The 11,963-nt window shown below is 38.4% G+C and carries 9 protein-coding genes and 1 other RNA gene; all 10 read right to left on the minus strand.

What is annotated here, in order from left to right:
• Positions 1-39 precede the first annotated feature (39 nt).
• Complete coding sequence (locus tag AB3I27_RS02135) at positions 40-1,581, minus strand: AbgT family transporter (protein WP_104771502.1); 1,542 nt, start codon at positions 1,579-1,581, stop codon at positions 40-42.
• Positions 1,582-1,801: 220 nt separating this feature from the next.
• Positions 1,802-3,220, minus strand: a complete 1,419-nt coding sequence (gene pepV, locus AB3I27_RS02140) for a dipeptidase PepV (protein WP_002344201.1) — start codon at positions 3,218-3,220, stop codon at positions 1,802-1,804.
• 88 nt (positions 3,221-3,308) lie between these two features.
• Entirely contained in the window at positions 3,309-4,658 is a 1,350-nt protein-coding gene (locus AB3I27_RS02145) for an APC family permease (RefSeq protein WP_104771501.1), read from the minus strand.
• Positions 4,659-4,721: 63 nt separating this feature from the next.
• Positions 4,722-5,675: an L-threonine 3-dehydrogenase gene (locus tag AB3I27_RS02150; RefSeq protein WP_002309349.1), complete on the minus strand. Its 954-nt coding sequence runs from the start codon at positions 5,673-5,675 to the stop codon at positions 4,722-4,724.
• A 101-nt stretch (positions 5,676-5,776) separates the two neighbouring features.
• Positions 5,777-6,967 (minus strand): glycine C-acetyltransferase, encoded by a 1,191-nt coding sequence (locus tag AB3I27_RS02155; RefSeq protein WP_002309350.1) that lies wholly within the window; start codon positions 6,965-6,967, stop codon positions 5,777-5,779.
• A 495-nt stretch (positions 6,968-7,462) separates the two neighbouring features.
• Positions 7,463-8,146: an HD domain-containing protein gene (locus AB3I27_RS02160; RefSeq protein ID WP_002313797.1), complete on the minus strand. Its 684-nt coding sequence runs from the start codon at positions 8,144-8,146 to the stop codon at positions 7,463-7,465.
• A gap of 80 nt (positions 8,147-8,226) precedes the next feature.
• Positions 8,227-9,723: a carboxypeptidase M32 gene (locus AB3I27_RS02165; protein WP_002309354.1), complete on the minus strand. Its 1,497-nt coding sequence runs from the start codon at positions 9,721-9,723 to the stop codon at positions 8,227-8,229.
• Between the two features lie 45 nt (positions 9,724-9,768).
• On the minus strand, positions 9,769-10,935 hold the full coding sequence (locus tag AB3I27_RS02170; RefSeq protein WP_002309357.1) for a class I SAM-dependent RNA methyltransferase: 1,167 nt from the start codon (positions 10,933-10,935) through the stop codon (positions 9,769-9,771).
• A 157-nt stretch (positions 10,936-11,092) separates the two neighbouring features.
• Positions 11,093-11,460: RNase P RNA component class B (gene rnpB / locus AB3I27_RS02175), an RNA gene on the minus strand.
• A 21-nt stretch (positions 11,461-11,481) separates the two neighbouring features.
• A complete protein-coding gene (gpsB, locus tag AB3I27_RS02180; protein ID WP_222896818.1) occupies positions 11,482-11,901 on the minus strand; it encodes a cell division regulator GpsB in 420 nt (139 codons plus the stop codon).
• Positions 11,902-11,963: the final 62 nt, after the last annotated feature.

The raw sequence follows: 11,963 nt of genomic DNA on the forward strand, positions 1-11,963 counted from the left end.
CAGGCAGAAATCGGTTGAACCCGGTTTCTGCCTGTTTTCTCAATTCAAATGCATACCGATCCCTGGTCCTAGCGGTAGCTGGAATACATAATAGAGAATAAATAAAATGATCCATGTGATAGTTAGACTTACAGCATGTGGTAGCATTATGGAAATAATCGTTCCGACACCGGTTTTCTTTTGATATTTCGTGGCAAATGTAACGATCAAAGCAAAATACGGCATCAGTGGCGTGATAATATTGACAGGAGAATCAGCTACTCGATAAGCAGCCAAAACAGCTTCTGTAGCTACTCCCAACTGATAGAGTAATGGAACAAATATTGGGGTTAAAATAGCAAATTTTGGTATCGCTCCCACTAAAATAAAATCAAGAATAAGTGCTAGTGCTAAGAAACTAAGTAACAAGGCTAAGCTGCTCAAATTCATATCTTCAATAATCGTGGCTGAATTGACTGCCCAAACAGTACCTAAATTAGTAAAATTGAAATATGAAATGAATTGGCTAATGATTAACAATAAGAAAATCATCCCGCCTAAGTTGCTGAATACTTTAATAATCGGATTTACTACATCCAAACTGGATTTGACTTTTCCAACTGCCTTTCCAAAACATATCCCTGGAATCAAAAATGAAATCAAGATCAAAGCGATTAAACTATCCATAAAAGGTGTAGAACCAATCAATTCATCAGTTTCAGGATGGCGAAGTGGGGCACCACTTGGTATCGTAATCAACAGCATAAATGCCAGTACCACTGTAAATCCCCAAAAAGCCCAATGTAAGCCTTTCGATTCATCGGTAATCTCATCGTTAGTAATCATTTCTTTTTCTTGGAAAGTTCCTAAGCGAGGTTCAATGAGTTTTTCGTTAATGATAGTGGAAACAATCACTACTAAGATGGTTGATGCAATCGAAAAATAAAAATTTGCCATTAAATCAACAGAATAGGATGGATTAATGATATGTACTGCATCATTTAATATTTCGGTAAGCATTCCATCCACTGGCGTAATAACTAAGTTGACACCAAATCCTCCTGAAACACCTGCAAAGGCCGCAGATAAACCTGCTAAAGGATGTCGCCCGACTTTATAAAATACTGCTGCACCTAATGGAATCAATACTAGATACCCAGCATCAGAGGCAATACTCGACATTACGCCAAGAAGTACTAGTACCGCTGTCAGACTAGATTTTGGTACTACCTTTACCAGCTTTCGAATCATCGCACCGATTAAGCCAACCTCTTCTGCAAATCCTACGCCTGCCATCGCCACTAAAGTGACTCCAAGAGCCTGAAAGCTCATCAAATTTGAGACGATCGAAGTCAACATAAAACGGATCCCTTCACCACTCAACAAACTTTTTACATGTGTAGTAGTAAGCTCTAGTGCTCCTGTTTCAGCATTAATAGCATCAAACGTAACGTGTTGACCCATTAGATAAAAAATATGAGACAGTACTCCTACAATAACGATCAAAATTAAGAATATAATAGCTGGATGGGGCACCTTGTTCCCTAGTTTTTCTACTGTATCTAACACTTTATCTAATCTAGAATGTTTTTCTTTTGGCATCTATTCTCCTCCTTTTTCAAACCAGATGAAAGAAAAACAAGCTTTTTCTATCATCTGGTTCATTTTTATTTTTAGAAGCTTCTTTACTTCAAGGAAATTGCCGTCTTATTCTCTGCAATCTTTCAAACTTTCATGAATATTCTTTTTTACTGAAGGATACAAACGTTACGAGTGTGAAAATAGTTACGACTGATTGGTAACGTTTTTTCTATGAATACGTTTATTTAACCAAATGGTAGATTGCTTCAGCGTAAATAGCTGTTGCTTTCAAGATATCTTCTACGTACATATATTCATTTGGCTGATGCATTACATTTTCTCTACCAGGAAATAAACTACCGTACGCACATCCTTTTTCCAAGATTCGTCCATACGTACCTCCACCAATTGTTTGTTCATAACCTTTTTCCCCAGTATGTTTTTCGTAAACAGACAATAATGTTTGGATGAATGGATCATCTCCTGAAACATAATGCGGAGTCTTGATATCTCCAATTATCGAAATTGATACTGATTCATTTTGAAGGACAGTCAGCAAGGATTCTTGAATTTTTTCTTTTGTAATCCCTTTTGGATGACGAATATTAAGAATGATCTTTTTCTCTCCTTCTTGCTGATAAATGAATACATTAGCACTTGAAGTCACTTTTCCCATCACGTCATCTTCATAATCGACCATTAACCGATGCCCATTAAAGTCTTCATGCAGATAATTGGCAATGACAGAAAGATAAGCAGATCCTGAGCTGTCTAATGGATATTGATGCAAAAAGTCGGCGAGATAAGTTCCCGCATTGATACCAAATTTTGGTTCTTGGGCATGTGCAGCTTTTCCATACAGAACGAAGGATGCTTCTCCTTCCTTATATTCAAAAGTCCCTTTCAATTTTTTGTCATCTAGATATTTTGTATATCCAGCTTCTAAAGAAGATAACTTTTCCAAATCAGGAATTTCCAAGACGGCTATTGCCTCGCTTGGTACCATATTTGCACGCAAACCAGAAGAGAATCTTTTCAGTTGCATTTTGTCTGCCTTTTCTTCCTTCAAAGAAAAACTCAGCTCGAAAGATAAAATCCCTTTTTCACCATTAATGATTGGGAAATTGGCATCTGGCGAAAATCCAAATGCTGGCATTTCTTCTTTTTCCATATAATGATGGATACCTATCCACTCACTCTCTTCATCTGTTCCGAAAATGAATCGAATTTTTTTCGATGTTGATAATTGCAGTTCTTTGATAATTTTCATCCCATAATAGGCAGCAATACAAGGACCTTTGTCATCACTTGAACCTCTTGCGAACAATTTCCCTTCTTTGACGATTGGTTCGAACGGATCAGTTGCCCACCCTTCTCCTGGCGGTACGACATCTACATGTCCTAAGATACCAAGTGCTTCTGCTGTTTCTTCCCCATATTCTATATGTCCGGCTAGATTATCAATGTTTTTAACTCTGAAGCCATCTCTTTCCCCAAATGACAGTACTTTTTTCAATGCTAAAGCAGGACCAGCACCTAGTGGATATTCATCTGTCTGATGTTCGATATCCCTTACACTATTGATGCGTAGCAATTCACTTAAATCCTCTAGCAACATCTCTTTTCTCTTTTGTGCTTCTTGCAACCAGTTTATTTCCATAAGATCCTCCTTGGTAGAAATGACTTAATTTCTTAACGGGTATTTATGGTCAAAAGTTTGTTTCCAATGAATTTCAAATCATTTTTTGCTATCTACGTTTCAAATAAAGGTAAAACGGGACACCAGCAAGTGTCAATGCAATCCCCATCGAAGCTAAAAAAGTTTGAGTGATAAGTGTGCTTGATACAATAAAGGTTCCTCCAATGATTGCTACTAATGGGATAAACGGATACATTGGAACTTTATATGGTCGAATCAGATCAGGTTCTTTTTTACGAAGAAGGATGACACCAACAAAGACCATCGTATAAAAAATCCAAATGACAAAGATCAGCATATCTGTTAGTGTATCAAAACCACCGACCATCATCATGCCAATAGCGATGACTAGCTCTAAGATACCCGCGGCTACAGGAACTTTAGTTTTATCATGAAGTTTAGCAAAAAGCTTGCTAAAAGGCAGGTTGTTTTCTTTTGCCATAACGTAAGGAAGACGCATTCCAGTAAGAGTATAGCCATTGATAGTTCCATAAACAGAAATCAAGATACCAACTGTGACTAGTCTTCCACCAAAGCCGCCAAAAATCATTTTTGCAACATCACTTGCCGCATTGCTGTTTCCTACGACTCCGTCGATAGACGCAGTTTTTAAGAAAACCGCATTTACTAATAAATAAACGATCATGATTCCGATGATTCCTAAAGAAATGGCTTTTGGCAAATCTTTCGCCGGCTTTTTCAATTCTCCCGAAATATTTCCTACGTGTATCCAACCGTCGTATGCGAACATCGTTGCTAGTAAGCCAGCTCCCAAAGCAGAGAAAAATGAAAGGTTTTCTCCTGCTTGGATCGGAAACAGTTGGAAGTCTACTCCTTCTTGTCTGAATAAACCAAAAATAACGATCACAAACAAAGGAATGAGTTTGCAGACAAGCGTAATCGACTGAAAAGCTCCTCCAGCTTTAGAACCTAAAAAATTGATCAGCATGATCGATACAGCAGCTGTAACAGCTACAGGAACAATCATCGACTGGGAAAGATCAAATAAATTGACGAACTGTGTACCGAAAATGATCGACAAGGCTGCTACATTTGCTGGAAAATAAATCACGACTTGAGCCCAGCCAAGTAAAAATGCTGCTGTATTTCCATAAATCCGTTCGATATATTTGATCATCCCGCCTGTTTCAGGAATAGCCGCTGCCAATTCAGCTCCTGTCAGTCCTGCACAAACAGAAATCACACCACCTAGAAACCAGGAAAACATATGCAAACTGACGGTACCTATTACTTCTGCTACGCTTGCGGCTTTGAAAAACACCCCTGCACCGATCACTGTGCCCATAACAGTCGATAAAGCAGTGAAAAAACCCATCGTACGCTTCAATTCATTTTCCGTTTTTACTTCCTTTATTGGCGTGGCTTGATATTCTTCCATTACTTACCTCCTTACATACCATAGCCAAAAAGTATAGAAACCTTTTTGGCTATAGTTCTTGTTTTATACCGTCTCTGCTAATTTTTCTCTCAGTTTTTCCAACATATCCTTTGTCATTGCATCTAAATCGTATTTTGGTGAAAAGTCCCATTCCTCTTGCGCACAAGAAACATCTAGTGAGTTTGGCCAAGATTCTGCTATCGATTGACGCACAGGATCGACATCGTAATCCATTTCAAAATCTGGTATGATTTTTTGAATAGATGCTTTGATTTCTTCAGGCTCAAAAGACATTGCCGATATATTAAAGGCGTTTCGGTGAACTAGTCGATTAGGGTCTGCGTTCATGAGCTTTATAATGGCATCGATCGCATCTGGCATATACATCATATCCATTGATGTGCCTTGATCAATAAAACTAGTGTACTTTCCTTCTTTGATTGCTGAATAATAAATATCGACTGCGTAGTCTGTCGTACCGCCTCCTGGCAAGGTCGCATAAGAAATCAATCCAGGGAAACGGACACCACGAGTATCTACGCCATATTTCACATAATAATAATCACATAGTAGTTCTCCAGCTACCTTCGTTACCCCGTACATGGTTGTAGGGCGCTGAAGAGTGTCTTGTGGGGTATGATCTTTTGGAGTATTTGGACCAAACGCGCCGATTGAACTTGGCGTAAAAAATTTCAGCTGGAATTCTCTAGCGACTTCCAATGCATTGACCAGCCCAGTCATGTTCAAATCCCATGCTAACTGTGGTTTTGCTTCTGCAACAGCTGACAAAAGAGCAGCCAAATGGATCAATGTGTCCACTTGATATTGTTCTGCTATGCTGCGCATTTTTTCGTAATCCATTACATCTAGGATCTCAAAGATATCGTTTTTCCCAATGACTTCAGGCATGCGTATATCTGTCGCAATGACATTTTCACTGCCTAGTTCTTGACGTAGCCGCGTGATCAACTCTGAACCAATTTGTCCTAAACATCCTGTCACCAATACTTTTTTCATGATGATCCTCCCTGATCTTTTTTTACTACTATCTTCAGATGATTAACAATATATGCGTGAACATGTTCTCTAATTTTAAATATGCGAAAAAAATAAATTAGTTAAATAATTTCCATTTCTTTTCCTATTTTTTGATAAATCGCTACTGCTTCATCAAGCATTTCCTTTGTATGTTCCGCAGTCGGCATATTTCTGATTCTACCTGTCCCCAGAGGAACAGTTGGATAAACGATTGGTTTAGCATAAATCCCATGTTCGATCAGTTTCTTAGAGAAAGTCTGAGTCACTTTTTCATCTCCTAAAATAACTGGAGTGATAGGTGTTTCAGACACACCGATGTTATAGCCGACTTTTTTCAATTCTTCTTTAAAATAATTAGCATTTTCCCAAACTTTTTCGACAAGTTCCGGATGTTCTTGCATCAAAGAGATCGAAGCCAACGCAGATGCAGCTGCTCCAGGAGTTAGCGAGGTAGAAAATAGAAATGGCCGGCTTCTGGCTTTCAACCAGTCAATCAGTGTTTTTGAACCAGCTACATAACCCCCAACAACACCTACAGCTTTCGATAACGTACCCATTTGCATATCAATTTTGTCGCTTAATCCAAAATGTTTGACGGTTCCTGCACCTTTTCCAGTTACACCTGAGCCGTGCGCATCATCTACATAGGTGATGAGTCCATATTTTTCGGCGATTGGGATGATTTCCGGCAATCGTGCAATGTCTCCATCCATGGAGAAAACCCCATCTGTGATATACATGATTTTTTTATATTTCTTACTTTCTACGGCTTCCTTTGCTTTATTCTCAAGGTCTTCCATATCTTGATGTTTGACTCGGATGATTGTTGCTCCGGATAAACGACATCCATCAATGATAGATGCATGGTTTAATTCATCCGATAAGATAGCATCTTCTTTTGTCATTACTGCAGAGATAGCACCCATATTACAGTTGAATCCAGATTGAAAGGCGATTGCAGCTTCTGTCCCTTTGAATTCTGCGATTTTTTCTTCTAATTGTTGATGGATCTTCAGCGAGCCATTGATTGTTCGGACTGCACCTGCTCCTACGCCATAAGTTTCAGTTGCTTCAATACATGCTTTCTTCAATTCTTTGTGATTGGCAAACCCGAGATAATTGTTGGATGCCAGATTGATCATCTTTTTTCCGTCTACGATGATACAAGCACCATTTTCGCTTTCTAGTATATCGATCGTGTTGTACAATCCCTTTTCTTTCAGTTGCTCCAATTCTCTCTCCAAATACGTCATTAACTCTTTGGAAGACATGGTCTCCACCTCCATATTCATCTGTCTTGCAGAACATCCCAAACATATATCTTGTCATTCATCTACGAAGCAAGTATGCCACACGATTGGTAACGCTTACATTAATTATGAGAGTTATTTAACCATATTTTTTATTTACTGCATCTTTTTACTTTCCAAGAACTTGGATAGTATGAAAAGTTAACTTTTAAATAATGGTGGTATATTGATTTACCTAGAAAGAAAACACAACAAAACCATTGTTGGAAGCTAGCTAGATAAAATCTAGTATATTCTGAATTTTTAAACTATTTATCGCATAGACCAATAAAAAATAAAAAAATAAGCAAAAAGCTTTCATCTTTATTTATCAGCAATTTTTAATCTTATTATCTGATCATTTTTTCACAAAATATTTATATTGAATTTGAAAAAAGACTGTGATAAATGTCTTATCACAGTCCCTTCTTCCGAATAAACGGTGTTCTCCTGCCAACTCCTCGGTCACAATCTCCATCATTTTTTGTTATTTTTGATCCAATTTTCTGGTGTGAAAGATGGATCGTCAATAGACCACTCTAGAAAAAATTCTTCTAAAAATTCACGCATAAAGCCTTCTCTACGTTTGGCTTCTTTGTATCCGTAATCAGTGTTCATTTTATCAGGTAACAAGAACAGTTTTTCATAAAAATGATTGATCACTGTCGTGCCTTTTCGGTAATTTTTTTTATCCTTGAATGTTTGTGGATACAGTTCAGAATCAAAAATCGGGTGTCCATGTCCTCCACCGAAATAAGCAGTTCGCAAAATGCCGATTGCTCCTAACGCTTCGATACGATCAGCATCTTGAACGATCTTCCCTTCCAAAGATAGTTCGACTGCTTCAGAGAGATTTTTAGAAAAGGACATATTTTCGATAATGGCAAAAATCATTGAAATCTGTTCCTCTGTGATTGGCAAAGAGCGAAGAAATACACGAAGCTGTTGCTTTGCTTCGTTCTCATCTTTAACGACTTTATCATCAATCGTATCATGCAAGTAAGCTGCTGCAAGCGTCACAAAACGGTCTGCCTGCGGTTCCGTATCCAAAATTCTCTCTGCTAGCTTGACGACTCTTTTGGTATGATCGCTTCCATGTCCCGTTTGATCATGTGCTAATTTTTCCATGCTATAATCAGCGATTACTTGTAATTTATCCATCCAGTCCACTTCTTTCTTAAGTAAATAGCTGAAAACATCTAATCGATTAGATGAATTCCAGCTATCTTTATAAATAGGTTTTATTTTACTTGATATACATTGAAATATAGCTCTCTCATGTAATCGATCAGATATTGCGGATTAAGTGGTTCATGCGTTGCATCCATAATCAATTGATTTGGCTTTCTAGATGCACCATATTGATGGATATGCTCTGACATCCAATTTTTGATTGGAGAGTAATCATCTGACGCTAGAACATTTTCCACATCTATTTCTTGCTGCAAAGAATGAAGTAATTGTGCCGCATACATGTACCCCAATGCATAAGATGGAAAATAACCAAAGCTTGCACCTGACCAATGAACGTCTTGTAGGATACCTTCCACATCATTTGTTGGTCGTATTCCCAGATACTCTTCATATTTTTGATTCCATATTTCAGGTAATTCAGCAACACCTACGCCTTCATTGAAAATCATTTTTTCGATTTCATAACGAATGATGATATGGAGAGGGTAAGTCAAACTGTCTGCCTCGATACGAACCAAACTTGATTGTGTATGTTTCAATGAACGATAAAACTTGTCAAAAGGAATATCATCGAATGTTCCTTCTGCACATTCCTGGAAGAAAGGATATTGCTTTTTCCAGAAGCTGCGACTACTTCCCACAATGATCTCATTAAACAACGATTGTGATTCATGAATACCCATTGATGTGCCTTGATAAACCGGTGTATAAGCATATTTATCATCGATGTCTTGTTCATACATTCCATGACCAGCCTCGTGGATCACTCCAAAAACAGCCATTTTGAAATCTGTTTCGTTCCAGCGTGTCGTGATCCGTGCATCATTTGGATTGATTCCAGTCATAAATGGGTGGACAGTGTCATCTAGACGACCACGACTAAAATCATAACCAAGTTGTTCGATCACTTTTACTACAAATCTCTTCTGTTGTTCCTTTGTCATTCTCCGATTTAAGAAGTCTGTTTCAGGTTCCGTCCCTTTTTCTTGGAGCGCACGGCGGATCGTAAGAATTCCTTCTTTGAGTTGATCAAATACCTTATCGAGGATTTCAACAGTCATCCCAGGTTCATATTGGTTAAGTAGAACATCATAATCTGTCTTTTCTTCTTTTTTCCAATAAGGTATCAATTGTTTTGTCAATTCGATATTTTGGTTCAATGATTCTTGAAAATCAGAAAACTGTTGTGTTTCTCTAGCTTTTTGCCATTGACCATGAGCGGAAGAAACAGCAGCTGTATATTTTCTCATGAGATCTTCCGGTACGCGATGTTCTAAATCATACTCTTCTTTTACTTTGTCAAAAACGGACGTTCCGACTTCCGATAATTCTTCCGGATGTTCAGAAAAATAGCGAATGGCTTCTTTAATTTTTGGACCGATCTTTTTTGAAAAATAAATACTGTAAAGATAGCTATCTACTTCACTCCGGTATTCACTAGCTTTTTCTGGCATACCTGTTTGTGTATCCCAATCGAGGATTCCTAAAGCTTGTTGTAGAAGATTGATTTCTTTTACTTCTTGTAAAAACTCTTTTTCTTTCATTCCCTATTCCTCCAAACATCCAATTGAATGAATCAATTAGTCAGATTATTCGTCTTTCTCTTTTTTTCTAGGCGGACGAGTTCCCCAATACTGGAACAGATCCGTACGCAAAGCACCATTATACAATTTTCTTTTTTTGGTTGCTTTTTGTCCGTAAAATTCCTCAAACGCTAAGTCGCTAGTCAAGATATATTTACTCCATGTTTTTAATGGACGGAATACATCGCCCATTTCTTTATATAATTTTCGAACGGTTTCTTCTTCTCCTAGTCGTTCTCCGTATGGCGGATTAGCAACGATGACCCCATATTCTTTATCTGTCTTGAAGTCTTTCACTGCTTGTTGTTTAAAGACAATCGAAGAGCCTAGTCCGATTTCTTCAGCATTGGCTTTGGCAATTTCAATCATTCGTCCATTGATATCTGAACCAGTAATATCTAATACAATATCATAATCTGCTTTTTCTTCTGCAGCTGATCGAACATTTTCCATGATTTCCTGACTGAACCAGTCCCAAGATTCGCAAGCAAACTCACGATTGAATCCTGGTGCGATATTATGGCCTATTAAGGCTGCTTCAATACAAAGCGTACCTGAACCACATACAGGATCATAAAATGGACGATCTTTCCGCCAATTTGTCAGCATCACAAGCGCGGCCGCCATGTTTTCTTTCAATGGTGCACCACCTTTTTCTAAGCGATAACCACGTTTGAATAAACTTGGTCCTGTCGTATCCAAAGTTAGCATCACATGGTCTTTCAGCAAAGCTACTTCCAATTGGAAATGTGCGCCTGTTTCCGTCAGCGGAACAGAAGCTGGACGATGATAATACGTGCGAAGACGTTCAACGATTGCTTTTTTTGTGATTGCCTGGCAATCAGGCGTACTATATAGTTTCGACTTGATTGATTTTCCAGCTACAGGGAAAGCTGCATCTAGTGGAAGAAAATCTTCCCAAGGCAATGCTTTTACGTTTTCAAACAATTCATCAAACGTATACGCATCGAATTCCCCAACCACGATTTTTACTCGATCTGCTGTACGTAACCATAAATTAGCTGTAGCGATTGTTTCCATTGTTCCTTCAAATCGTGCACGTCCGTTCTCAACTTGGCATTCAATTCCAAGATCTCTTAATTCTTTACCAACCAGTGCTTCGAGACCGCTTGCCGCAGTAGCGACGAGGTTGAATTTCCTGTTTTTTTCCATACATAATCTCCTTATTTATAAAAAAAGGGGGGTGGGACATCAGTCAGTCCTACCCCACGCTTTTACTCAAACTCCGAATAACCGGTGACACAAAAGTCTGTTTTGTAATAAGAACAAAATACTTTTGTCACGACCTTATTCCCTGATGTTTGCGGTTTTCTATAAGCCATGTTCTGTACTTTGCTTTTCCAGGGAGAAAAAGCAAAGTGGTAACCATCTATCTGCAGTTGTACTGCCTTTTTGTCTTGTTCTTCTTCCAAACAAAAAGCGCCCCTACCATTGTTTGGGTTGCTCGCTCGAGGGGTTTACCGCGTTCCACCGGATGGGTTTCCCCAGCCGCTTCGTCACTGTGGCACTTTCAAGGATACTTAAGCATAGCCGAAGCCTTAGCTTGTTTTCCTGCCGTTACTCCAAAGAGTACCTTAGCTTATGTTTTCGCTAAGCACGAACACTACAGGCATCACAGCCTGTGCGAGCATGGACTTTCCTCAGCCTGATCAAGTCAGACCGCGATTACCCGAAAACCGCAAATTCATTAGTCAAAAATTAAAATTGACGTGTTTTTTCATTATCATCTAAGCTTGTATCTGCATTTGTGTAGTTATTTGGATTAGGTTGTGCTGGTTTAACTGCACTTGCTTGTTGATCAAGCTTTTTACCAAATACTTCACGTTCAAGGTTTGACAAGCGTTTTAAGATATCGAAATTGGTTACTGCTGCGCTCTTCGTTACTTCTGTTTGCTGCACACGTGTTTGAGCTGCTCCTTGAGTTTTAGATAATTGAGCTACTTTTGCACTCAATCGATCGTTTTCTTCTTGTAAAGCAAGGAGTTCTTTGCTGTAAGTTTCATAATCTTTGATGATATTGTCTAAGAATTCATCAACTTCAACGGGATCATAGCCGCGCATTTTTGTTTTGAATTCTTGTTGTAAAATGTCTTTAGGACTATAAACCAAATTCGCCATATTTACACCTCTAGTTTTCATTTACGTAATAACATTTCTACCTTTTTCATTGTATAGGAAAA

The organism is Enterococcus sp. C46 (assembly GCF_040887565.1).
Lineage (GTDB): Bacteria > Bacillota > Bacilli > Lactobacillales > Enterococcaceae > Enterococcus_B > Enterococcus_B lactis.

What these genes read in the sequence shown, in the direction of transcription:
- AB3I27_RS02135 (WP_104771502.1), bottom strand. Translation starts at nt 1,581, where the DNA reads ATGCCAAAAGAAAAACATTCTAGATTAGATAAAGTGTTAGATACAGTA.
- pepV (WP_002344201.1), bottom strand. Translation starts at nt 3,220, where the DNA reads ATGGAAATAAACTGGTTGCAAGAAGCACAAAAGAGAAAAGAGATGTTG.
- AB3I27_RS02145 (WP_104771501.1), bottom strand. Translation starts at nt 4,658, where the DNA reads ATGGAAGAATATCAAGCCACGCCAATAAAGGAAGTAAAAACGGAAAAT.
- AB3I27_RS02150 (WP_002309349.1), bottom strand. Translation starts at nt 5,675, where the DNA reads ATGAAAAAAGTATTGGTGACAGGATGTTTAGGACAAATTGGTTCAGAG.
- AB3I27_RS02155 (WP_002309350.1), bottom strand. Translation starts at nt 6,967, where the DNA reads ATGTCTTCCAAAGAGTTAATGACGTATTTGGAGAGAGAATTGGAGCAA.
- AB3I27_RS02160 (WP_002313797.1), bottom strand. Translation starts at nt 8,146, where the DNA reads ATGGATAAATTACAAGTAATCGCTGATTATAGCATGGAAAAATTAGCA.
- AB3I27_RS02165 (WP_002309354.1), bottom strand. Translation starts at nt 9,723, where the DNA reads ATGAAAGAAAAAGAGTTTTTACAAGAAGTAAAAGAAATCAATCTTCTA.
- AB3I27_RS02170 (WP_002309357.1), bottom strand. Translation starts at nt 10,935, where the DNA reads ATGGAAAAAAACAGGAAATTCAACCTCGTCGCTACTGCGGCAAGCGGT.
- gpsB (WP_222896818.1), bottom strand. Translation starts at nt 11,901, where the DNA reads ATGGCGAATTTGGTTTATAGTCCTAAAGACATTTTACAACAAGAATTC.